Source organism: Psychrobacillus sp. 05T411 (assembly GCF_056396485.1).
Window position 1 is genome coordinate 78427 of record NZ_JBFTLO010000004.1, and the last position, 24699, is coordinate 103125.

Sequence of the window (24699 nt, forward strand, 5' to 3'; positions counted from 1 at the left end):
AATCTATTTATTTGAGTAACCCACTCAATTGGAAACACTCTTTATTTCCTACATGATAAATAACCACTTCTCTCATTTGGAGAAGTGGTTAAATCTTTGTGATGAATAATTTGCACGATTTCTCTTATTATCTACTTACTTCTTTATAATTACTGTTCACATTATAGTAAGCCTGCTCCAAAATTTGTAGATAATCAGCTGATGTAATAGAACGAACATTACTCGGAGTCGAGTTGTTCTGTACAGCCAATTCTACTATGCGTGGAAAATCTTCTTCCCTTACACCTGGTAAGTCTTTTAACTTAGGAATTTCGAGTGCCTCTGTGAAGGTGCTGATTCCTTCTATTAGTTTTTCGACAGCTATTTCTTCTGCGTCCGAATCCTTTGCGAATTTCATAAGTCTTGCCAGTGCTGCATGCATTTGTTTGTTTTCCACTGCGTTGAATCGTAACACATGTGGTAAGAAGACAGCATTAGCAACACCATGAGGAGTATCGTAAAGACCACCTAGCGCTTCTGCCAAACAATGAACTGCTGCTACATCCGCAGAGCCAAAGCACAATCCAGCAAGTAAGCTACCTTCTAACATGTCTTGACGGGCCTCTTCATTTTGCCCATCTTGGAAAGCAACAGGTAAGGCAGAAACAATTGTTTCCATCGCTTTAGCACCTAGGGCTTGTGAAATCGGATTTGTCGCTTTACATGTATATCCTTCAATAGCATGAACCAGTGCATCGACACCAGTTGCAGCGGTAACGGCAGATGGAACAGTGAATGTTAAGGAAGGATCAAGAACAGCCAATATCGGTCTCAAGGAAGCATGTTTGAGTGTCATCTTACGGTGTGTTGATTTCTCCGTAATAACAGCGGAGCGAGTCACTTCCGAACCCGTACCAGCTGTAGTTGGGATACAAATAATCGGTGCAATATTGGTGTATGAACGTAAACCGTCCGCATAGTCAGATGGAGTTCCACCATTTGGTCCACAAAGAGCAATAGTTTTACCTGTGTCCATAGCACTGCCACCACCGATAGCAACTACTGCGTCTGCATTAAATTCTCGAAAGCTTTTAGCACCTGCTAAACAATCTGTATCTCGAGGGTTTTGTTCAATCGAGTCGAATAATAACGTACGATAACCAGATGCCTCTATGGCAGTCTTGATTGGTTCTACAAGTCCAGCGCGAACCACACCAGGATCACTTACTAGCAGAATGGAAGTGCCAATTTCGAGCGATTGCAACATTTCCGGTAGTTGCTTTGCTTTTCCGATTCCCATTTCGATTTGTGTAGAGCAAAAATAGCTATAAGATTTCACATAAAACCCTCCTATTATTCTTTCAATCATTTAAGTGTGTTTCTTAATCTCACCCCATATTTACATGATACACATAATAGATTAATCATTACAATTAATTTTCAGATTATTACATATATTATCTTTCTGATTATCTTAAATGCAAATTACCAACCAATCAATCAGACTATTCTAAGTTGGTAAAAAGCAGGTATACTAATAGATGTGTAGTCTTTCGATATAAAGATACAGGGGTGAGAATTTGCGACAAGAAAAACTAGCAGGAATAACTCCAGATTTACATACTACTGACATATTGGAAATCATTTTAAACAGTGCCTACGAAGGAGTAACGGTCGTTGATAAGAACGGAATTATAGTGGAGTTTAATGATGCTTACAGCCGATTTATAGGTGTAGATAAAAAAGACGCTATTGGTCGTCCCGTTTCGGAAGTTATCGACAATACAAACCTTCATCATACCGTAAAGACTGGAATTTCCGAACGGGGTGTCATTCAATATATTCAAGGTCAACCAATGGTCGTTCACCGTATTCCATTGTGGAAGGAAGGTGAGTTGGTCGGAGCTGTTGGCATGTTGATCTTTGAAGGAGTAACAGAGCTTTACCGTATTTATGAACGTTTTCTGGAAAAGACTGCACAGACCGGAAAGATCAATAGTCAAAAGCTTGTTGAAAATACAAAAGTGAGTAATTCAACTATAGAACAAATCATTGGCATGAGCGATTCTATTGCAAGTCTCAAACGTATGACGAGAAAAGTGGCTAAAACAGAAGCGACAGTTTTAATTACAGGAGAAAGTGGAACAGGAAAGGAAATGTTTGCCCAAAGCATTCATKATCTTAGTCATTATAACCAAGGTCCGTTTATAAGTGTAAATTGTGGTGCAATTCCTGAACATCTATTTGAATCAGAGTTATTTGGCTATGAAGAAGGCGCGTTTACCGGTGCCAAAAAAGGTGGGAAACCTGGCAAATTTGAATTGGCCGAATGTGGCACAATATTTCTAGATGAGATTGGTGAAATGCCCCAAATGATGCAAACAAAATTGCTTCGCGTCTTACAAGAAAAGAAGTTTGAACGAGTTGGAGGTGTTAAACAAATCCAATTAAAGGCAAGAGTTGTGACAGCAACGAATCGGAATTTGAAGAAAATGGTTTTGTCGGGCACTTTTCGGGAGGATTTATATTATCGAATAAATGTGATTGAACTTACTATCCCTCCACTGAGAAAGAGACCCGAGGATATTCCCATTCTTATAGCTCACTTTTTAACAGACATCTGTAAGAAATATGAGATGGTGGAAAAAGAAATTACAGAGGACGCAATTTCCTCTTTAATGAATTACGAATGGTATGGGAACATTCGAGAACTAGCTAATATCATTGAAAAGGTAGTTATCTTAACAGAGGGAAATATAATTGATTCACACCATCTTCCTAATTATATTAAGCGTCAGTATTTTTCTACTCTTCCTACTCAATCTCCAATTAATCAATTAAAAAAAGAAGAGGACAATAAGGAAAAAGAAATGATTATGCAATCATTGGAGGAATCCGCAGGAAATAAATCAAAAGCAGCTGATAAATTGGGCATTCACCGTACTACCTTATACAAAAAATTGAAAAAATATGGCTTGTAGTAATCCATCAGTGTAGTTTAAAAGCAACATCTTCTACAAAAGTGTAGCTTATTGGCTACACTTTTTTTGTTTGAGCAATTACAATACAAGCGTTTATAACTTGGCATGGTTATTGCACATTAACTATGAAAAGAAAGGGAGGTAATTTAAATTGGATAAACCTGTTGTTTTTCGTACACCGCAAACCATTCATTATGGTCGAAAAGCGTTTGAAAAAGTAGGTGAGGAAACGTTAGCTAGAGGAAAAAAAGCATTGATTATCAGTGATAAAGTGATGGAAAAACTGGGCTATATAGAGAAATGTAGAGGTCTACTTTTGAATTTGAAAGTTGAAAGTGCTTTCTATACGGGAGTTGACTCTGAACCAACAGATGTTTATGTAGCGGAATCACTTGAAATTTTTAAAAAGGAAAACTGCGATGTAATCATTTCCCTAGGCGGCGGAAGCTGTATAGACACGGCAAAGGCAATTTCAGTGTTAGCAACTAATGGTGGTTACATAGGAGATTACATGGGTGGCAATAAACTTGCTGATAAGCAGCCGGTCCCCCATATTTCTATACCAACAACAGCTGGCACTGGCTCAGAAGCAACTGATGCAACCATAATAACGAATACAGCCAATGATGTAAAAATGATGATTAAACAACCTGCATTTATGCCGGAAGTTGCCATTGTCGATCCATTATTGACCCTTTCTTCTCCAAAGGGTGTTACAGCAGCTACAGGTGTGGATGCGCTGAGTCATGCAATCGAGGCATATTTATCGAAAAAGGCACAGCCAATGACAGATATGCTTGCACTTTCCGCTATAGAAAAAATAGTAAATAATTTAAAAATTACCTTTGATGATGGGAAAAACATCGATGCAAGAGAAGCAATGTCTCTAGGATCCCTCCAAGCTGGAATGGCTTTTAGCAATGCATCCGTTTGTCTTGTCCATGGGATGTCTAGACCAATCGGCGCATTATTTCATGTCCCACATGGTATATCCAATGCCATGCTACTGCCTGCTGTTCTTGAATTTAGTATGGATGCCTGTATCGAACGCTTAGCTGATTTAGCTAAAATATTTAAAGCTGATTGCGGTAATCTTTCCGATAAAGAGGCTGCTGAGCTTGCTGTATACGAAGTCAAAAAACTTTGTCAGGAACTAGAGATTCCTAATTTAAAAGGTTGGGGGATCCAACCCGAAGCATTTAAAAATGCCACTAGCAAAATGGCAGAAGATGCACTGGCAAGTGGCAGTCCGAATAACAATCCAAAGGTACCTACCAAACGAGAAATCGAAGAACTTTATCAAGTATGCTTCGACTATGAATTCAGCTCAGAAAGTATGGTAACAAAATAAAAAGTAAGTAGGTATTGCAGCCTTCTTCGCATTAGCATACTTATTTAGAAAAAATTAATATATTTATCAGGAGGTTTTTTCAATGACACAAACAACTTTAAAAACACTAAAAAACTATGTAGGTGGTAAATGGATAGAAGCAAATACAGATCAATCGCTTGAAGTCTATAATCCAGCAACGGGTAAAGTGATTGCCCATGTGCCAATTTCAACGACAAAAGATACGGATCATGCAATTGAGGCTGCCTCAGAAGCATTCGAAACTTGGAAAGAAGTCCCTGTTCCTAAACGTGCTCGTATTCTATTTAAGTATCAGCAATTGTTAGTAGACAATCATGATGACCTAGCTAAATTGATCACTATAGAGAACGGGAAAAATTTTGCGGAAGCATACGGTGAAGTGCAGCGCGGAATAGAAAACGTGGAATTTGCTACAGGTGCCCCAACATTAATGATGGGTGAGTCACTTCCATCGATTGCAACAGAATTGGAATCTGGAATATATCGCTATCCGATCGGGGTTATTGCTGGGATCACACCATTTAACTTTCCAATGATGGTGCCTTGCTGGATGTTCCCAATGGCTATTGCTACTGGAAATACCTTTGTTATGAAGCCATCAGAACGCACGCCATTACTTGCAAATCGCTTGGCAGAGCTACTGGAAGAAGCAGGTTTACCAGCAGGCGTATTTAATATTGTGCACGGAGCACATGATGTAGTAAATAGTTTATTGGATCATAAAAAAACTGCGGCCATTTCTTTTGTCGGTTCTCAACCTGTTGCTGAGTATGTTTACAAACGAGGAACAAGTAACTTGAAACGTGTTCAGGCACTAGCAGGAGCAAAAAATCACTCCATCGTTTTGAGTGATGCGAATCTAGAAAATGCGACAACTCAAATTATGAATGCTGCATTTGGCTCTGCTGGAGAACGTTGTATGGCAGCTTCTGTAGTAGCGGTAGAAGATTCCATAGCGGATGAGTTTATTGCATTACTTACAGAAAAAGCGAACCAAATTCAGATTGGAAACGGATTAGATGAAGGAATATTCCTTGGTCCTGTCATTCGCGACAATCATAAAGCGCGTACACTTGGCTTTATCGAAAGTGGCGAAAAAGAAGGAGCTAAACTTGTACGGGATGGTCGTCTAGACGAAGCGGCAAAACAAGAAGGATATTTTGTAGGCCCTACTATCTTTGATCATGTCACTTCAGAAATGAAAATATGGCAGGAAGAAATTTTTGCCCCAGTATTGTCAATTTCCAGAGTAAAAAACCTAGAAGAAGCAATTGATTTAAGCAATCAATCACGTTTTGCAAACGGTGCTTGTATTTTTACAAATGATGGTGGAAGTGTTCGCAAGTTCAGGGAAACAATTGATGCAGGTATGTTAGGAGTAAATATTGGCGTTCCCGCTCCAATGGCCTTCTTCCCATTCTCTGGTTGGAAAGATTCCTTCTATGGGGATTTACATGCCAATGGAAAAGATGGATTACAATTTTACACAAGGAAAAAAGTAATCACTACAAAGTGGGTTTAATACTTTCACGAAAAGAAGTCACGACATTCCGTCATGACTTCTTTTCTATCTCTACATATACAGAACATTGTTAACGATAAAACAAATTATGCCCTTAAAGTGCACCATGCGCTTTTTTTCAATTTAGAATGAATTTTATTAAATAAACAAAATACTAGAATGTTGTTTAAAATTTGGTATACTTACAAACAGACCCGTTGGTATGTTTGGAGGAAAAATCAGCTATGGATACTAAATCACTCTTGATTGAAACTGCTACAACACTTTTTCAGCAAAAAGGTTACAAAACTGTAGGACTCAATGAAATATTAAAAGCCTGTAATGTTACAAAAGGAGCTCTTTACCACCACTTTCCAAATGGCAAAGACGAGCTCTTGATTACTTGTTTACACGCTTTAAAAGAAGATATTACGACAGACATTGAAGCTATTTTCAGTAAGCAAACATCAACTAAAGATGCCATAATATCAATGATCGATACGTTAATTCAAAGTTTTGAAAAGAACGGAACCATTACTGGCTATACATTTAGCAGCATTGTTAGTGAAATGGCAACTATGAGTGAACCTGTTCGCAACGCATGCAGTGAATTATACGAAAATATTGAACATATTTACTGCAATAAACTATTAGCGGATGGTTTTTCGGATGAAACAGCTGCTTCTATTTCATTATTATTGACTGCATCCATTGAAGGGGCAATGATGCTTTGTCTAACACAACAATCGACCGATCCTTTAAAAACAATTGCAAACCTATTACCGAATTTATTGGAGAGGTTTTAATAAGAAAAACAGATTAGTCTATGAGGACTCTGCTATATAGTAGGAATTTTCGGCTGTTTATTGAAACAGCCTTTACTATTGCACTTAGGGAACTAAGTACTATCTTTAGTCCACATTAAACCACAATTATATGGATTATAAATAGGGTATTTAAAGAAAGAAATTGTTGACACTTCAAACGTTTTTTCCCTCTATAACGTTATCCGCTATTACCAAACGACTCTGTATTTCCTTATAGCATTATCATATTACCAAGGTCAAAAATAAGATTTTTTGAAAGGGAGAAAAAATATGCATCAAGATAAAAGACTACCAAAAAACGGTAAAGAAGGCGCGATATTCGGCGCAATCATTTGTACATTATCAGTACTATTTATGGGATCAATCAACATGATTCTTGCAGCTGGAGAATTCAACCGAGACGTTGCAATGAGTATGTTAATCATGTTACCTATTATTTGGGTTATTGTGATGATTATTGAACCAGTAGCAATCGGCCGTTTTGCAGAATTTTTAGCATCTAAATTTATTTCACCAACAGACGGTTTTGCTGCTCGTATTATGTTCCGTACACTGTTCACAGTATTAGGTATGTCATTTACGATGACCCTTATTGGAGATATCATGGGGAATGGTTTTACAACTAATATCTTTTCTAACTTTATCCAGATCTGGCCTCGTAACTTTATACTCGCCCTATTCTTAGAAAGCGTGGTTATTCAACCGATTGCACGTTTGACAATGGTTAAAATGCACGAAGCTCAAGATAGAAAAGCAGTAGTTCAAACAAATACACAAAGTATCTGAGAAATGTTCAATGTCGATGAATTTTATATATTTTCTTATTTTTTAAGAAAAAGCGCCTAAACTTTTGAAAAGTCTGAGCGCTTTTTCTATTGTTCATTCAGGCGTACGGATTATTAAAACATCACATTTAGCTGAACGTACGATTGCTTCAGATACCGAACCAATTAAGTAGCGTTCTACTGGCGTATGCCCCGTAGCGCCGCAAATAATTAAATCTGCCTTTACCAATTTAGCAATCTCTTTTGTTATCACCGTTTTAGGTGAACCATATTCAACAATGGTATTTACATTTTCAACACGAGCAGCTGCAGCGCGTGCTTTATAGCGATCTAATATTTGCTTAGATTGTTCTTTAACTTCCTCAGCAACTTCTTTATCAAAAGCTCCAAAATAGCGCGTATCAATAATGTTTACAATGTTTAATTGTGATCCTTCGTTTCGATATGCAACATCGATTGATTTGCGAAATGCATATTCTGCTTCTTTTGAACCGTCTACCGCTACTATAATACTTTTATACTGATTTGCCACTGTTTACATCTCCTTATCGGTTAAACTTTTAACTTAACTTCACCTGGTTTTTTCATGAATAATGAAAGAATAAAGTTAACAATCGCTAATGCTAAACCAACCATAAATACAAAGGATGATCCTGACGCAGTTGCTTCTGTTAATTCATTTCCTAATGCTAAACTACTTCCTTGTTTTGCTGATAACAGAGCTACGATGATTGCGATACCCATCGCGCCTGCCACTTGTTGTACCGTTTGAGTTAACGCGATACCATCTGGATAGTATTCACGTGGTAATGAGTTTAATGTATTTGTTTGTGTTGAAGCTAGAACCATACCTACACCTAGCATCCAAATAATATGTGTTACGACAATCATCCAAGTTGCTGTATCTGTACCCATTGTAATATAGAGCGCGTAACCGATGGTAACCAATATCGTACCTGGTGTAATAACAGCTTTTGGACCAAATTTATCGAATATTTTACCGATTATTGGAGCAAAAATACAGTTTAACAAACTACCTGGTAATAAAACTAAACCTGTTGCAAATGCAGCCATTAATAGACCTAATTGCATAAACATTGGTAAAACAACTAACAATGAAAGCATGTTAAAGAATGTGATGAAGCTCATCACAACCCCTAGAATGAATAATGGGTATTTGAATGCTTTTAAGTTTAACATTGGGTTTTTCATTTTTGTTTGACGAATACTGAATAAGATTATGCCAATAACACCAACAATAATCGCTGTTAAGACAATTGTGCTTGTCCATCCATATTCACCTGCAACACTGAACCCGTATACAATACCACCAAAACCAAGTGTTGATAAAATAACAGATAATGTGTCAATTGAAACTTTACGCACTTCACTGACGTTAGGTAAATATACCAGACCGAAAATTAATGAGAATAATAAGAACGGTACTATTACCCAGAAAATCCATTCCCAAGATAATGTATCTAAAATGAGACCTGCAATTGTTGGTCCTAGGGCTGGTCCAGCTAGCATAACTAAACCTAATATCCCCATCGCCGCACCACGTTTATTTGGTGGGAAAATAGTAAAGATAACGTTTTGTGTTAACGGCAAGTTGATTGCTAAACCAGCTGCTTGGATGACACGCCCTATTAATAAAATACTAAATGATGGCGCTAATGCAGCTAAAATTGTACCGCCAAGTAATAAAATAACCGATGTTAAGAACATTTGACGTGTTGTAAATTTTTGCATCAAAATACCTGTTACCGGTACAAGAATCCCTAAAGTTAGGAAGTAACCTGTTGCTAGCCATTGAACTGTTGTGGTATTAACTTCGAAGATTTTACCTAAATCTCCTAAGGCAATATTTAATGCTGTTTCACTAAAAAGTCCTACAAAGCCAGCTACTAATAGAGCTGTCATTATAGGGCCAGTTTTTATTTCTTTCTTCACTTAATAAATCTCCTCTAAAGCATTTTGGGTAATAATTGCGAAATAACTTTGAGTGGTTCTGCCTCTTTTTGCGTCAAGCAAAGAAGCATTGCCCCTTCAATGGAAGCCGTCATCAAAAGGGCAATAGCATAAGCCTCATCCTTAGAAAATCCATCTCCCACTAACTTTTCCATATAAATAGCTTGCATCTTTTGATACAACTGAGCACATGCATTTCTAACTGGCTCACTTAACGAAGCCATTTCACTCACAATACTGCTAAATGTATATCCAGTAAGGGTTCCCTCCGCCTCAAAGTTTTCGACTAATTTTGAAATCATTGCGTTTGTAGCTTCTTGCGTTGTCTGATAGCGTTCGAAAATATCCACGATATCCTTTGTAATCTCTTCATTCAAAGATTGAAGACAAGCAATTAGTAATTCTTCTTTTCCATTTGGAAAGTGATGATAAAGCGAGCCTTTTGAAATATCACATGCTTTAATGATTTCGTTTAGTCCTACCCCTTTATATCCCTTTCGTTGAAAAAGATTCGTCGCGATGTCAATTATCAGCGATTTTGTATCCATTTCCGTAGCACACCCCAACCATACCAACCAGTCTGTTTTAACTATAACAAAAAAAAACGCTATAATTCAAGTCTTTTTTACCTCTCTAGTAAAATCTACGTTCATATTTTAGACACAGTAATTAGTAGATACTCATTAACTTTTAATTTCTGTTCTTCCCTTCACATTGTCAATATAATGTGCAAAAACAGAAACGTCCCCCATGACTGCCCTGGATCCCTTCAACGCTGCTACGGAAAATGGTGCAATGCCTTGTCAGATTCCCTCTCCCTAATTTGGTACTAATAGAACAGTTCTAATCATATTCTTAAAAGAAAAACAGGAAGAAGGAGTGTAAGGTTAGTTGATAAAAGTTAAGGTCAGTTTACAACCCATTGTAAATAAGATAAATTTACCCACTGTTTTGAAAGCAGCTATACTTCCGGGTGATTCAATTGAAAGATTATTTATTGCAAGCCAGGTAGGAGAGATCTTTTACATAGGAAACGGAATTATAAGTACTTTTTTAGATATTCGCTCAAGAATCATAAAACAAGGCGTTTCTGGTGGTGGATATGATGAACGGGGATTGCTAGGTCTAGCGTTTCATCCCGATTTTTATTATAACGGTCTGTTTTATCTTCATTACTCAGTTGCTGGAACACAAGGTCCGGGTGCTCTTCCTGAACCTTTTGAGCCTAACCCGTGTGATCCTGGCACTTTAAGCCTAAGGTGGATAAATAGAGAAACTCAATATGATCATATTGATACAGTTGAAGAATGGATTTTACAATCGAATGGCCCGCCTCAAAAACGACGGACATTACTTAACTTAAGACGACCATTTTTAAATCACAATGGTGTCAATAGCTTAAACTTTTCACCTGAAACAGGAAAACTTGTTTTAACAACCGGAGATGGTGGATCAGGCTATGATCCATTTAATTTAAGTCAGAACGATATGGAAATAGCCGGTAAAATAATTGAAATCGATGTAGTTAAGAATACATTTATCTATAATCCACCCGTAGTCACACGTTTTAATGAACTTCCAGTACCTATTCAGGAAACACTTACGGTAATTGCCAAAGGCGTTCGAAATATACCAGGCATCTCATTTCAAAGGTTTTATAATCAGTATATCAAATATGTGGGAAATGTCGGACAGGATTTGGTAGAGTCAATTTTTTCATTCGTTCAATATAAACCAATACCGGTAACCCAGCTTGTTCAAACTTCTTTAAGAAACACCGAACCTGACCAAGAAGGATTTATTAACTTCGGATGGCGAGGCTGGGAAGGTGCTTTTCCTACTTCGATTATAAGAGACTGCTCTGCAAATCCGACTTTGGAGGAGAAAGGAATTGCTTATTACAATGAAGCAGTAAAAACTTCATTGCGTCTTCATCCTTTAACTAACTATTTTCATAAAGATCAAAGACCCGATAAGTTTGGAGGAACAGCACTAACAGGAGTGCAAGCCTATATGGGGAATGGAATCCCCGATTTAACAGGAAGCGTTGTGTTTACCGATCTTGCCAGGGATGAGGAATCGGGGTCTCCGGGTAGGGGCGTTTTAGCTTATACTAGGGTAAAAACAGATGATAAACCAAATGATTTTAGTGTTATTCAGACCGATTATGATTTTGGGTCCGGGTCAGCTTATTATGTTAGTTTAGGAACGAATCTGGATCAAACCAGACTATATTTAGGGGTTTACGGCTCTATGAATGTGACTGATTATAACCAAGGTACCATTTTTGAAATTGTTCCATGATAGATCTCTTTCTTGGATTTAATTGTTCGAAATATAAAACAAACAAGAGAGCAATCAGGCTCTCTTGTTTGTTTATTTTTTGGGGTAATTAAAAGCCTAACAAGTTGATTTTTATCTCAAATATTGTATTTCTCAGTGTTACTAAGTTTTAACGGTCTTTAATTTTTTAAAAAAGAATAAAGCCACCTCAACCCATAACCAGCTATAAAGGAAAGAAAATATTAAAATACTTCCTGCTGTAAGGAATGAAAAGGAATCGGATACAGCTGGACCAAGTACGGGAAAGCGGAAAACATATAGGAGACTCATAATACCTATCGTTAAAGGTATGGCACCAATAAAAATAATGCTTAATCTCTTCTTAAAAAAGGAAAATGCTGCACCTAAACCAATCCCTAACAACCCTGTTATACAAGGAAAGATGACTAGCTCACTTGGAAACAGAATGAATAGCAACAGGATGGCAATAAAATAAGACATCACTCCCATTTGAAGGGAAAACATAGCACCAATCAAAATGGGTAAAGTGGCAAATGGGCTGATAAAATATCCGATCCCTGGTAAAAATCCACCAGCTATCTGAAGTATAGTGGCTATACAGGCAAGCAAAGCCCCTAAAACAAGCCTATTCAATTTTGTATGTTTACGAAATTCTAATTGGGCAAATCTAATATCATCTGAAATTGATTTAAAAAACACATCGGTCTACCTCATTCAAAACGGTTTTTTAGTACGATACAACTCTACATCCTCCAACAAAACAAAAAAAATCTTTTTTTTCATCGGAACTTTTACTATTAATATCTTTTAAATAACCTTCTTTCAATACTTAACTGACACACCATGAAATCTTTAAAAATTTATCTTGTTGACCATAATAAACGAAGCGGGACTGACAGTATCTATATTTAAAATTCTGTCGGTCCTTGTTTTTGAGAGTAGGCATTATATATATTAATAGCGGCGATAAGGACGGTTGTATGGATAAGGATAGTATGGATAGTATGGATAGCGATAGTATGGTGGGTAGATTGGGTAGAATGGATAAACTGGGTAAAATGGGTATTGATAATGTGGATATCCTCCATGATGTCTGTCATAATCGTGTCCATAGTCATCATCGTGCCTGTCATGTCTATCGTAACCAAATTGTGTCACTATTTTTTCCTCCTTTTGAATATGGTTTAGGTTATGCTATGTAAGTATTGAAGTCTGTACATTCGCCCATACTCAACAATAAGTAGATTTGTAAAAAGATACCTAAATAAAATTAGGTGTCCTAAGCCCCCGTTACTTAAGTAAAATACTCCACAAATTGCTGAATAAAATGTTGATAAATCAAGAGGTGTGGCGTATGTTTACTAACAAACCTCTTTATCGGCATTAGTTTTAAAACCTTTTTTACCACCCATACATATAGTATTAAAAAAGCAAAAAGGAGTTATACTTTTGGAAATACCAGTTTCTGGATTCATGTATCATTCAGACGATTCTGATCCTATGCATTCCCATCAGCTTCTTATTACTCAATGGGATGGAAGACCCGTGCCTGCTCATGTTCACGAATTTAGAGGTGTCACTTCTTTTGATGTAGGACATGATCATGTATATGCCGGAACTACTGAACCAGCCCCAAGTGGTGTACCACACACTCATAGATACTTTACTTTTACGTCTGTCGATGATCGACATCGACATGAGATTCGTGGAGTTACTGGTCCAGCTATTCCCCTTCCTAACGGCGGTCATTATCATGAGTTTAGTGGGTTTACTACTGTAAATGGTGCTAATCCCCATAGACACAGTTATAGCGGAAGAACAAGTTTATAATGGTGTTTTTTGACTCACAGTTTATATAAAAAGTTTAATTCTTGATAAGCAAATTTCAAAAGCATAAAAAAACCACCTCTCTAATTTGAGAAGTGGTTATATCTTTATTATTTATTGGAGCGAGAATTATTCACTCATTCACTTATTTTCCTAAATCTTCGAATCCATTTTAGCATAATGAATGACGATTTTCTCTAACACATCAATACCTATTAATATATCATCATGATCGGTATACTCATCCGGGTGGTGACTAAGACCATCTACAGATGGAACAAAGATAAGTCCAGTTGGGCATAGCTTTGCCATGTTCATAGCATCATGGCCTGCCCCACTTGGCATTGTTTTGTATGAAATATCCTGTTCCTTGCAAATTCCTTCTATTGTATCTATGATTTCAGTTGATAGTAGTACTGGTTCCTCCGAAATTATTTCCTGACTGAGGATTTCTAACTGCCTGTTTCTTTTTACTAATTCAATCGTTTGATTTAGATGATCTAACACGCGCTGTCGTGATTCTAATGAAGTCCCTCGGATATCCACTTTTATTTCTACTTCCCCAGGCACTACATTCATTGCCCCCGCTGGGATATCTAATACTCCTACAGTAGCAACCGTTCCGTAACTTTGTTCATTTATTGCAATTTTTTCAAGCTCTAGCGCTATTTGGGATGCTCCAAGAAGCGCATCATTTCGCATATTCATCGGTGTTGTTCCAGAATGTGAAGGGGTCCCTATTATTCTTATCGAAAATCTAACCGGAGCCGCTATTCCGGTAACAATACCAATCTTATTACTTTCATTCTCTAGTACTGGACCTTGCTCTACATGCAATTCAAAAAAAGCTTTTATATCCTCGTCTGTCCTACTTGCATGTTCAATACTGTCAATTTCAAGTGCACATAAAGAAAGTGCCTCTTCCAATGTAACTCCATGGCGGTCTTTTAAATGCCTAACTTTCTCCTTATCAAATGTCCCCGCCATCGCTTTGCTTCCTAAAGTGGAAACACCGAACCTGGAAGACTCTTCACAAGCAAATGAAATTATTTCAATTGGATGATCAGTTTCGATTCCTTTTTCATTCAGTCGTTTAATAACTTCCAATGCAGCGGTAACTCCGACTACCCCGTCATACTTACCACCTTGATAAACAGTATCCAAATGAGATCCCATTAATACAGGTGGAAGTCCTTTTATTCTACCTTCTCTTCTCCCTATTGCGTTTCCACATGGATCTATTCGGATATCTAATCCTTCATCTTTACACATTCGCATAAACGCTTGTGTACAGGCCTGTTCTTCATTTGTATAGGCAACTCTTGTCATTCCTTTAATGCCTGAGTTATATTGATTGATTTTATTAAAAAGTATTTGATATCTTTCCTTGCTATTCATATAGATATCTCCTTCTCATCCTCGTAGTATCTACTTATTATAAATCTTCAAGGTATTTCAGTCACTTATAATGTAAGTATTAAAAAAACTTATCATACTGCTAATTGCAATTATGTACTAGATGAAAAGATAATAGGGGACTTTATGTGCAAAAATAAAAATACTGCCTACCGCTACATTCTGTATAGAAAGTAGTGATAGACAGACTAAATTTAGATATTGAACTTACATTACAACACGTGTACCAGTTTTTCCTTCAATTGCATCTTCAAGTTTATCAATCGAAGTAATGATCACGTTCTTTCCGCCTTTTTGAAGGAATAGAATCGCTGCTTCAATTTTTGGTCCCATGCTTCCTTTAGGGAATTGACCTTCATCCAAATAACGAAGTGCATCTTCAATCGTCATTTCTAATAGATTTTCTTGGTTTGGTTTACCGAAATTAATCGCTACTTGTTCAACACCAGTTAAGATGAATAAATAATCAGCGCTAATATCAGCTGCAAGTAATGCACTTGCGAAGTCTTTATCGATTACAGCTTCAATGCCTTCGATTTTCCCGTTATTTTCAATTACAGGAATTCCACCGCCACCAGTGGAAATAACAGAAATACCGTTGTTAAGCAATGTTTCAATTGCTTCTTTTTCGACGATTCTAACTGGTTTTGGAGATGCAACAACACGTCTATATCCACGACCTGCATCTTCAACAAATGTTAAGTTTGACTCTGCAACAATTTTCTCCATATCTTCTTTAGAGTAGAATGGTCCAATTGGTTTTGTTGGACTTTGGAAAGCAGGATCATCACTTGAAACAACTGATTGAGTTACAACTGTAGCAATTGTTTTATTGATATTACGTTCTGCCATTTTATTTTTAAAAGTTTGTTGGATTAAATATCCTAAGTTACCTTGCGTTTCAGCACCATATACATCTAAAGGATACTCGGGAATTACAGATTTAGCCATTTCTCCTCTTATTAGCGTATTACCAACTTGTGGACCATTTCCGTGAGTGATCACAACTGTATGGCCTTGCTCCATTAATGCAAGAACTGGCTCCGAGCTTTCCATAATATTTTGTCGTTGTTCTTCAATCGTACCTACTTGACCTTCTTTAATGATTGCGTTTCCGCCAATCGCTAGAACGACTTTACTCATATAAACACTCTCCAACTTTTTAATTTATTTCAATTGTTATTTTAGTTTCCTAAAAGTAAGCATTCCAATAAGAATACCTAATATTGTATCCAAACCTGAACTGTGTCCAACTCCGATCAAGTCGTGTAAGACTTTCTCAAAATTAGAAGCATCCCCGTCAGCAAGTGCATTGACCATATTAGAAACAGTGGAGCTATATTCCTGTTTAAGCGCATACCGTAAATATTCTCTTGCCACATCGGTTGTAATCGATTCGCCTTCAATCAGTTCGGAAACTTTTTCATAAAAGCTAGTGGAAAGAAAAGGAGAAACGGCATCAAAAGCAAGTAGCCCGACAATCATGTCATCTCCCGAGGGAGTTAAGCCTTGCCCTCTTCCAAGAAAGTATCTAAGAACTTTCTCTATTAAACCTTCATCGCGTAACACTGCTGCTTCCATTAACATAATCAAATAACTTTCTGCACCAAGCCAGTTTTGTTCTCCAGATGTATGATACTTCTTTAAATATTCTTTAAAAGAAATATCCAATCCAGTTCGGTCTTCTATTTCAATTAACTGCAAACAAAATAGCGCAAAACTATCCTTAAAAATAGCTTCACTTTTTAATGTAGTTAATTCATTTTTAAAACTTTTGCCTTTTTCGATACTGATCGTTACTCTTGGTAATTCAATGGAGTTAGTTCTTTTATTCCAAGTAACTGGATCTCCTTGATTCACAAAGGAAACAGCACGTAAAGTATCTTCTTCTCGTAAATGAATTCCAAATGGCAGGAAACCGTTCTTATTATTCCCAATGAAGACTAGAGAATCGCCCATTTTAATATTAAAGCCATTAGAAAAACGACTATGAACGTTTCCATTTTCATTTTTATTAAGAAGGAGAGGAACTAGATAACTATAGTCCTCTCCAAAAAGAGTGCAATTATTCATTTATTGTGGATCGATTAGACCAAGTTTAACAGCGTATGCATCAATCGCTTTTTCAAAGGCAGCTAATGGAGCACGAACGGTACCTGCACCAATTTGGCCCACACCTGCTTCTTTATGTGCAATACCAGTGTTGATAATTGGTTCGATTCCAGTTTCAACAACTTTTCTTGCGTCAATTCCTAGGGCAGAACCTTTGAAGTCCCAAGTAGGAATAGAGAAGTTAGGGTTATGATCAATACAAATTTCCATCATATCATTACTTGTAGTAACAGCATCATCCATACCACCAGCACCTACGAAGCGTGTAACACCAGGAGCAGCGATCATAGCGAATCCACCTACACCGTATGTTTCAGTAATAGCACTGTCACCCATATCAGGACAAGCCATGTCTTGATCGTATCCTGTGAAGAATAACCCTTGTGGTGTATTAACTGGTGCTGTAAACCATTGGTCTCCCATACCAGCAATACGGATTCCGAATTCATGACCGTTACGGCACATTGCTGTTACAACAGTACCATGTTGGATTTCACGTGCTGTATCCATTACTGCTTTAGTAGTTGCCATCGCAATATTTAAGAAGAATTGGTCTGTATCAGCTAAGAATTGGATAACGTCTTGCTTGTCTTTATCATCTACATCTGTTTGTAAAATGTATGGAACGATGTCTTTTAAGAAAATAAGTGAACCAGCAATATTACGTTGGTGGAACTCATCGCCCATTGTAATTGCTTTTGCCATCGCAACGTTTACGTTTAATCCATCACCTTTTACTTTAAGTGCTTTAGAAATAACAGGTCCAAGTACATCTCTGAACCATCCAAGACGGTTAATTACATCTTCAGAGTAAGCACCAAAACGTAGAACTGCACCGATACCTTCATTCATTGTGCAGTATGCTTGGTTTCCACCATCGCGATTTTCTACAACAAGAACTGGCATACTTCCAGATGTAATTCCACCCATTGGGCCAACAGCGTTCACATGGTGACAAGGAATGAATTGGATTTCTCCATTTTCAAGCATTTTAAATGCTTCATCAGCGTTAGCTGCCCATCCTTCAAATAATGTAGCTCCTACACAAGATCCTTGCATCGGGCTTGTCATGTTTTCCCATTTAATAGGTGGTCCTGCATGAAGTAATACTTTTTCATTTAATTCTTTAATAACAGATTTCGCTGGAACAACATCCACTAAAAATGGTGCGCCTGATACAACTTTATCGATAACAGCTCTGTTTGCTTCATCAATTGTTTTAAATTGTCCGTACATTATGCTTCCTCCTAAAAATTCGTTGGTCATGTCATTCATTGACCTGAAATTTGAATAAAATTTTTCGATTAACGAAGTACACTTAAAATTTGACGCATTCTTGGGTTGCCGCCAGCAACTGGACGCCAGTCATACTGAACAACTCTTCCGCCATTAGCAGTAATTGCTTCTGTGAATTTCTTTAATCCAACGTTAACAACATTTGGTTTTTCAGTTAATAATTTTTGGATAGCTTCAGAAACAGTAATTTCAACTGTTGCAGTTTCTTTTGCAGCAACTACTTCTTTTTGTACTTCCTCGATTTGAATATCAAGCATAGCTAATGAAGTAAGAACCGCTTGGTTATTGCTATCACGTAAAATAACTCCAGCTTTTTCTAATTTTGCTTTTTGCTCATCAATGCCTTGTGGGTCTTGATCAGTACCACATACAGTAGCTACGAAGTAAATTTCTTTACCATTTGCTTTTGTTTCTTGTTGGATTTTTTCGATACCAGGGATAAGTGCGCCCGCCATATCTTCATGAGAACCATATCCAAGAACAAGATCAAACAGGATGATTGCAGTTGACTCATCTTGTGCTGCTTTTTGGAAGTATTGAATTCTTGTATCTGGGTCGATCATTGGGTGTGGTTTACCTTGTGTATAAATATCATCACCAAGGTCGATCACTTCAAATCCATTTGCATTTAGAAGGTATCCTTCCGCGTGGGCACCAGAATTATCATAGTTAAGACCTCTACTAATTAATGTAGCTGCTTCGTATCCTAATGTACCACCTGAGTATAGGCCTTTGATTGTTTTTTGCTCCGGCTTCAAGTTTACAGCAGGTACTTCACCTTGTAAGCTGTTGTAATTTGACTTAATAGGGTTGCCTTTAACAAGGTCAACAGCAATCGCAGCTGTTTCTTCAAGTGTGTTAGCATAATACACATTGCCTTCATGGTTATGTGGCTCTTCACCAAGGAAAATCGCAACAACTGGTTTAGAAATGCTTTGAAGTAATTGAACAACCTCGTCGCGAACTTCTTTAGCAGGTGGTTTAGAGATCAATGTGATAACTTCTGTTTGGCTATGTTGTGCTAATGCTTTAATACCATCTAACATTGTAATCGCACCGATTTTATCATTTAGGTCACGACCACCAGTACCGATTGCATGACTAACTCCAGCGCCTAAACGGTCAATTTCTGTTGTAACTTCTTGAATACCTGTTCCCGAAGCTCCGATTACACCAATTTTCCCAGTTTTCATAACGTTAGCGAATGCAAGAGGCACGCCAGAAACTACTGCTGTACCACAGTCAGGACCCATAACAAGAAGTCCTTTTTCATGTGCTTTTTCTTTAATGCGGCGCTMATCTTCCACCGTTACGTTATCACTGAAAATAAGAACGTGCATATCTCTATCGATTGCTTTTTCAGCTTCTTCCGCTGCATATTGACCTGGTGTAGAGATAATTGCTAGGTTGGCACCTGGTAGTGCAGCTGTCGCTTTATCCCAAGAACGAACAGTTTCGAAAGCTTCTTTACCAGCTGAGATTGCTTGGTTGCTTAAATAGTTGTCTGTTTCATCAAGAACTTCTTGGATTTTCTCTTCTGATTCTGTATCAACAACGATACACATATCATTAGAAGCAGCACCTTCAAGTTCATCAGTGTATAGTCCAGCAGCTTTTAAAATATCTTTATTAGCCGGAGTTCCCATCATAATTTGAACTTTGTTAATGCCTTCCATTGTGGAGATTTTGTTTGTAAGAAGCATTAGATTAACTGAATCCTGGTAAGAATTCTGTTTTACAATTGTATAAAGCATATTAGAATGCACCTCTTTATTTTTATTTTAACTTACAATCTTTCAAGAAAAACGCAAACACCCGTGTAAAATCGGCACAGGAAATGGGGTGGCCACAAGTTGACCACCCTTTATCCATCACTTAGCAAAAGGGCTTTTATTATCATAAGCATTATTATGAACAACATCTGAAATCAAATACTCATATATATCATCGACAATTTCAATGCCGTCTCTTTCATATGCTTCTTCTCTTTCAGCACTTCTTTGTCCTGGATAGTAAACTTGGTTATATCCTGGAGCTGGTTTGATTCCGTTCAAATCTTGCATTGTTTGAGATATAGCTTCTTTAAAAGAACCTAGTCCAGTAAAGAATTCTGGATTAATAACGATGTGAAGTTGCCCTAGATTTCGACCTTCAGTTAAATCATGGTACATAGAGGATACTTTGTTTCCAAAAGGTAAACCCAACAAAATACCTGAAAGCACGTCAACCATCATCATTAGTCCATATCCCTTTGGTCCAGCAATTGGCATTAAAGCATTTACTTTAAATGGATCTGTTGTTGATTCCCCGTTGCTATCAACAGCCCAGGTATCAGGAATTGGTTCGTTCTTTGATCTTGCATGAAGGACTTTCCCCCATGCTTGTACAGTAGTCGCCATATCAAAAGTAATATGTTTACCGTCTTTTCCTGGTGCAGCAAACGCAAGTGGATTCGTTCCATAATAAGGTTCTGCTCCACCAAATGGAACAACCATTGGGTCGGACTGACATACGGAAATACCAACTAAATCGGCATCAGCCGCTTGCTGAACAAAATAAGAAAGCGCACCGCTATGACCAATTCTTCTTACACCTACTACGGCAATTCCATTTTCCTTGGCCATTTTAATCGCTTCATCCATAGCTAATTTTGCCCCAACGTGTCCAACGCCATTATCACCGTCAAATATTGCTGAACAAGGACCTGTTTTTTCAAATTTAAAATCCGGGTTGTTATTAAGTCCACCTTTAGCAATACGTTCAGCATAATACTCAACACGCATTGCTCCATGAGAATGAACGCCTCTTGCATCAGCATGAACAAGTACGTCCGCAACTCCAGAAGCATGATCTTCTGTTAAACCAGCCTTATGAAGCTTTTTAGAAATTAACTCATGCAATTGCTCTTTTGATAATCTCATCCCATATCGCCCCTTAAATTTGTCTTTGCCCATTTTTGCTAAAAAAATTACTTAGCGAACGGATCTTTATGATCATATTGATTGTTATGGACTACATCAGAACGTAAGTACTCTAAAATATCATCGACAATTTCAATGCCATTTTCCTTATATTCTTCAATTACAACGTCATTATTTTGACCAGGATATAAAACCTTTTGGAAGCCTGGCGCAGGTTTAATGTTGTTTAAGTCATCCATTGATTGCGAAATATCGCTCTTGAATTGGTTAATGGCACCGAAGAATTCCGGATTAATAACAATATGAAGTTGACCTAATTTACGGTATTCAGTTAAATCTTCGTACATGGAAGATACTTTGTTTCCGAATGGAAGTCCCAGTAAAACACCAGATAATACGTCAATCATCATCATCAGTCCATAACCTTTCGGTCCAGAAATTGGTAATAGTGCGTTCACACTAAATGGATCTGTTGTTGGTTCACCGTTTTTATCTACTGCCCATGTATCAGGAATAGATTCGTTCTTTGATCTTGCATGCAGAATTTTTCCCCAAGCTTGAACTGTTGTTGCCATATCTAAAGTCATGTGCTTCCCATCTTCAGTACTTGGTGCAGCAAAAGCAATTGGGTTCGTGCCGTAATAAGGCTCTGCGCCTCCAAATGGAACAACCATCGGATCGGATTGGCAAACTGTAAGCCCAACCAAACCTTCTTGTGCCGCTTGATGAGTAAAGTAAGAAATTGCACCACTATGGGACATATCTCTGACTCCAACAATAGCAATACCATTTTCTTTTGCCATTTTAATGGACTCATCCATTGCTAATTTAGCAGCTGTATGTCCGTTTCCGCCATCAGCATGGAAAATTCCTGAACAAGGACCTGTTTTTTCAAATCTAAAGTCAGGATTTGTATTAATCCCTCCTTTAGCAATTCTTTCGGCATAATATTCTACACGCATGGAACCATGGGAATGAATTCCACGTTCATCCGCAAATACTAGTACATCCGCTGCTTGTTCTGCATGATCTTCATTAAGTCCAGCCTTATTAAGCTTTGTTTTGATTAGACTTTTTAAGTCATCTTTTGTAATTCTCATATTTGACACCTCATAAATTCCGAATTATAGTTCTGGGTCTCGATTACAGTCTTTAGAATAAACATAAGTCAATGGTTCTCTTCCAACGGCATAAGCTGCTTGATGTACATATGGCGCCATAAAAATGTAATCGTCTTTTTTAACTGGAATCCATTCATTGTCTAGGTTATACATGCCTTCTCCAGATAACAAATATGCACCATGCCCTTGATAATGTGTTTCAACAAATGGGTGGCTAGCTGCCGGGTCGAACGAAAGAATGTGGAAGTTCATATCAAAAGCATGATCTAATGGTAAAAGATCCTTAAGATGAACGTTGTGCATATCATCATAATCCATATACTCGATAGCATTCGCATGGCCTGAAACGACCCAAGGCTTACGTCCTTCTAATGGGTTGTGTTTTTGCTTGTAAAGGAATAAACGAGAATCACCTGATTCCATATTCTCTAAATACATTGTTACGCCTGGCGGGCAATATAAATAGCCGCTTTCTTCTAAAACAAACTCTTGGTCATCTGCTTTAGCCTTCACTTTTCCGCTAACTACGTAAACAAAGCATTGTACATCTTCTTCACCGCAGTATCCTTGGCTGTTTTTTCCACCTTCGTGCATTGTAATAATGTAGTCGACAAAGCTTGCACCAAGTTTTGGTGAACCTAAGATGGAAATTCTGCAATTCTCAAAACCAGGGATAACGTTATTTACTAAACCCTCTGGTGCGATTAGTGCATATTGACCTGGTTTAATAATAGATCTGCTTGAAAGTAAGTCTTTTGGATAACCCATTGTTACATTCTCCTTTGTTTGCCTGTATTTTTTATTTGTACATCGGATTCACAGCGTTATTCTTTATAGCCCAATTCATAAAGAGCACCAATAAGTGCTTTCACACCTTCTGCMAAATCTGTCGGCTCTGTAAATTCAGCCGGATTATGACTGATCCCTTTCAGACTTGGAACAAACAGCATAGCTGTCGGCACAACAGGAGCGAAAATTTGCGAATCATGCCCTGCACCACTGTGCATTACCTTATAATTAAGGCCATTTTGTTTACACTGTTTTTCGATAAGTTCAACAACTTTTTGATCCATTGGAACTGGATCTTCATCCATCCACATATCGATATTCATTTCAACTTCATGTTCTTTAGAAATGTCCTGCATTCTCGCAGTCATTTGTTCTGTAAAAGAAATAATGGCTTTTTTATCAGTATGACGCACATCAATTGTAAAAATGACTTTTCCTGGCACAACATTCACGATGTTCGGATAAGCTTCGAATTTTCCAACCGTCGTCACAAGTGGATCTCCGGTTTTTCTCGCCATTGAAATAATTTCATGAATCATTTGGCTCGCCGCAAATACAGCATCTTTCCGATAACCCATCGGCGTTGTACCTGCATGATTAGCTTCACCTGTTATTTCTACCGTATACCGTCTTTGCCCGACAATGTTGTTTACTACACCAATTGCTATTTTTTCCGTTTCTAAAACGCTTCCTTGCTCTACATGCACTTCTACGAAAGCTTTTAAATCTTTGCGAGGACCTTTTGATTCATCTGCGAAGCCAAATCCTGCATTTTTCATTGCTTCCACAAATGGAACACCATCGAAGTCCTTGATGCTTTCCATCTCTTCACGTTTAGCTAAGCCGACAATGTTTTTGGAACCCCAAAACGAATAAGGGAAACGACTTCCTTCTTCTTCAGCCATCGATACGATTTCGATGTTTCTTACTGGTTGACCAAAGTGTTTTTTCAAATATTTCAATGCTATAATTCCAGCGACAATTCCATATGCGCCGTCAAAACGGCCGCCATTTGTTACAGTGTCCACATGGGAACCAGTCAAAACAGTTTCGTTTGTGTTTTTCCCTGTTAACGTCCCAAATAAATTCCCTATCTCATCAAATCGAGCTTCTAGGCCTTCGTTTTCCATCCATTCTTTTAAAGCGTGTTGACCTTCAACCCACTCTTTTGTATAGAGTAAACGAGAAACTCCGCCTTCCGGATCTTTTCCAAATCCAGCTAACCATTCAAGCTTGCCAGCTGTTTCTTCCGCTAGATGATCAAGCTGTTGTACAATATCTTTTACTTCGTTCACCTATTTCACCATCCTTTTCTGCGCTATGTAATTTCTATAATTAGTTTGGTAACGCTTCTATTGTTTGTAATACATGCGGATAGTATGCACTGAATTGTCTTTCATTAACTTATAGCTCCACTCTTCATTTTAAACCTTGCTATCAAAATAGTCTTTAGCACTTTTAGATAAATAAAGATACTTTTTTTATCCACTTTTGCTA

General features: G+C 37.6%; 22 protein-coding genes. 8 read left to right on the forward strand and 14 right to left on the reverse strand.

What is annotated here, in order from left to right; translation table 11 throughout:
• Window positions 1–127: 127 nt before the first annotated feature.
• Window positions 128–1318 carry an iron-containing alcohol dehydrogenase gene (locus tag AC1DFT_RS04565; protein ID WP_477918009.1) on the reverse strand — a complete coding sequence of 397 codons (1191 nt, stop codon included), beginning with the start codon at window positions 1316–1318 and terminating at the stop codon, window positions 128–130.
• 241 nt (window positions 1319–1559) lie between these two features.
• On the opposite strand from AC1DFT_RS04565, the gene AC1DFT_RS04570 reads away from it, so the two are divergent.
• The 5 genes from AC1DFT_RS04570 (at window position 1560) to AC1DFT_RS04590 (ending at window position 7446) form a co-directional block, all read left to right on the forward strand.
• Complete coding sequence (locus AC1DFT_RS04570; RefSeq protein ID WP_477918010.1) at window positions 1560–2960, forward strand: sigma-54 interaction domain-containing protein; 1401 nt, start codon at window positions 1560–1562, stop codon at window positions 2958–2960.
• A 151-nt stretch (window positions 2961–3111) separates the two neighbouring features.
• Complete coding sequence (locus tag AC1DFT_RS04575) at window positions 3112–4311, forward strand: iron-containing alcohol dehydrogenase (protein ID WP_477918011.1); 1200 nt, start codon at window positions 3112–3114, stop codon at window positions 4309–4311.
• A gap of 82 nt (window positions 4312–4393) precedes the next feature.
• Window positions 4394–5854, forward strand: a complete 1461-nt coding sequence (locus AC1DFT_RS04580) for a CoA-acylating methylmalonate-semialdehyde dehydrogenase (protein WP_477918012.1) — start codon at window positions 4394–4396, stop codon at window positions 5852–5854.
• A 224-nt stretch (window positions 5855–6078) separates the two neighbouring features.
• Complete coding sequence (locus tag AC1DFT_RS04585) at window positions 6079–6639, forward strand: TetR/AcrR family transcriptional regulator (RefSeq protein ID WP_477918013.1); 561 nt, start codon at window positions 6079–6081, stop codon at window positions 6637–6639.
• A 291-nt stretch (window positions 6640–6930) separates the two neighbouring features.
• Window positions 6931–7446, forward strand: a complete 516-nt coding sequence (locus AC1DFT_RS04590) for a DUF2798 domain-containing protein (protein WP_477918014.1) — start codon at window positions 6931–6933, stop codon at window positions 7444–7446.
• Window positions 7447–7539: 93 nt separating this feature from the next.
• On the opposite strand, the gene AC1DFT_RS04595 is transcribed toward AC1DFT_RS04590, so the two are convergent.
• From AC1DFT_RS04595 to AC1DFT_RS04605, 3 genes are read right to left on the reverse strand one after another with little or no spacing between them, the layout of a single operon-like run.
• Entirely contained in the window at window positions 7540–7977 is a 438-nt protein-coding gene (locus tag AC1DFT_RS04595) for a universal stress protein (protein WP_477918015.1), read from the reverse strand.
• A 20-nt stretch (window positions 7978–7997) separates the two neighbouring features.
• A complete protein-coding gene (locus AC1DFT_RS04600; protein ID WP_477918087.1) occupies window positions 7998–9368 on the reverse strand; it encodes a DHA2 family efflux MFS transporter permease subunit in 1371 nt (456 codons plus the stop codon).
• A 44-nt stretch (window positions 9369–9412) separates the two neighbouring features.
• A complete protein-coding gene (locus AC1DFT_RS04605; RefSeq protein ID WP_477918016.1) occupies window positions 9413–9964 on the reverse strand; it encodes a TetR/AcrR family transcriptional regulator in 552 nt (183 codons plus the stop codon).
• Between the two features lie 343 nt (window positions 9965–10307).
• Here AC1DFT_RS04605 and AC1DFT_RS04610 point away from each other — a divergent pair, with 343 nt between their 5' ends.
• Complete coding sequence (locus tag AC1DFT_RS04610) at window positions 10308–11720, forward strand: PQQ-dependent sugar dehydrogenase (protein ID WP_477918017.1); 1413 nt, start codon at window positions 10308–10310, stop codon at window positions 11718–11720.
• A 141-nt stretch (window positions 11721–11861) separates the two neighbouring features.
• On the opposite strand, the gene AC1DFT_RS04615 is transcribed toward AC1DFT_RS04610, so the two are convergent.
• A complete protein-coding gene (locus tag AC1DFT_RS04615) occupies window positions 11862–12419 on the reverse strand; it encodes a YybS family protein (protein WP_477918018.1) in 558 nt (185 codons plus the stop codon).
• 281 nt (window positions 12420–12700) lie between these two features.
• On the opposite strand from AC1DFT_RS04615, the gene AC1DFT_RS04620 reads away from it, so the two are divergent.
• Window positions 12701–12922: a hypothetical protein gene (locus tag AC1DFT_RS04620; protein ID WP_477918019.1), complete on the forward strand. Its 222-nt coding sequence runs from the start codon at window positions 12701–12703 to the stop codon at window positions 12920–12922.
• Window positions 12923–13169: 247 nt separating this feature from the next.
• A complete protein-coding gene (locus tag AC1DFT_RS04625; protein ID WP_477918020.1) occupies window positions 13170–13550 on the forward strand; it encodes a YmaF family protein in 381 nt (126 codons plus the stop codon).
• Between the two features lie 150 nt (window positions 13551–13700).
• Here the strand turns inward: AC1DFT_RS04625 and AC1DFT_RS04630 are convergent, their stop codons facing one another.
• From AC1DFT_RS04630 to allC, 9 genes are all read right to left on the reverse strand, one after another.
• Window positions 13701–14945 carry an allantoate amidohydrolase gene (locus AC1DFT_RS04630; RefSeq protein WP_477918021.1) on the reverse strand — a complete coding sequence of 415 codons (1245 nt, stop codon included), beginning with the start codon at window positions 14943–14945 and terminating at the stop codon, window positions 13701–13703.
• Between the two features lie 225 nt (window positions 14946–15170).
• Window positions 15171–16106, reverse strand: a complete 936-nt coding sequence (gene arcC, locus AC1DFT_RS04635; protein ID WP_477918022.1) for a carbamate kinase — start codon at window positions 16104–16106, stop codon at window positions 15171–15173.
• Between the two features lie 36 nt (window positions 16107–16142).
• The gene (locus AC1DFT_RS04640) at window positions 16143–16922 is read right to left on the reverse strand and encodes an oxamate carbamoyltransferase subunit AllH family protein (RefSeq protein ID WP_477918023.1); all 780 of its coding nucleotides are present in this window, start codon (window positions 16920–16922) and stop codon (window positions 16143–16145) included.
• A gap of 114 nt (window positions 16923–17036) precedes the next feature.
• Complete coding sequence (locus AC1DFT_RS04645; RefSeq protein ID WP_477918024.1) at window positions 17037–18311, reverse strand: YlbE family protein; 1275 nt, start codon at window positions 18309–18311, stop codon at window positions 17037–17039.
• 68 nt (window positions 18312–18379) lie between these two features.
• Window positions 18380–20125 (reverse strand): acyl-CoA synthetase FdrA, encoded by a 1746-nt coding sequence (fdrA, locus tag AC1DFT_RS04650; protein WP_477918025.1) that lies wholly within the window; start codon window positions 20123–20125, stop codon window positions 18380–18382.
• A 117-nt stretch (window positions 20126–20242) separates the two neighbouring features.
• On the reverse strand, window positions 20243–21292 hold the full coding sequence (gene allD / locus AC1DFT_RS04655) for an ureidoglycolate dehydrogenase (RefSeq protein WP_477918026.1): 1050 nt from the start codon (window positions 21290–21292) through the stop codon (window positions 20243–20245).
• A 47-nt stretch (window positions 21293–21339) separates the two neighbouring features.
• Window positions 21340–22392, reverse strand: coding sequence for an ureidoglycolate dehydrogenase (gene allD / locus AC1DFT_RS04660; RefSeq protein ID WP_477918027.1), 1053 nt, complete (start codon window positions 22390–22392; stop codon window positions 21340–21342).
• Window positions 22393–22416: 24 nt separating this feature from the next.
• A complete protein-coding gene (allE, locus tag AC1DFT_RS04665; protein WP_477918028.1) occupies window positions 22417–23181 on the reverse strand; it encodes a (S)-ureidoglycine aminohydrolase in 765 nt (254 codons plus the stop codon).
• 56 nt (window positions 23182–23237) lie between these two features.
• Window positions 23238–24497 carry an allantoate deiminase gene (gene allC / locus AC1DFT_RS04670; RefSeq protein WP_477918029.1) on the reverse strand — a complete coding sequence of 420 codons (1260 nt, stop codon included), beginning with the start codon at window positions 24495–24497 and terminating at the stop codon, window positions 23238–23240.
• Window positions 24498–24699 lie beyond the last annotated feature (202 nt).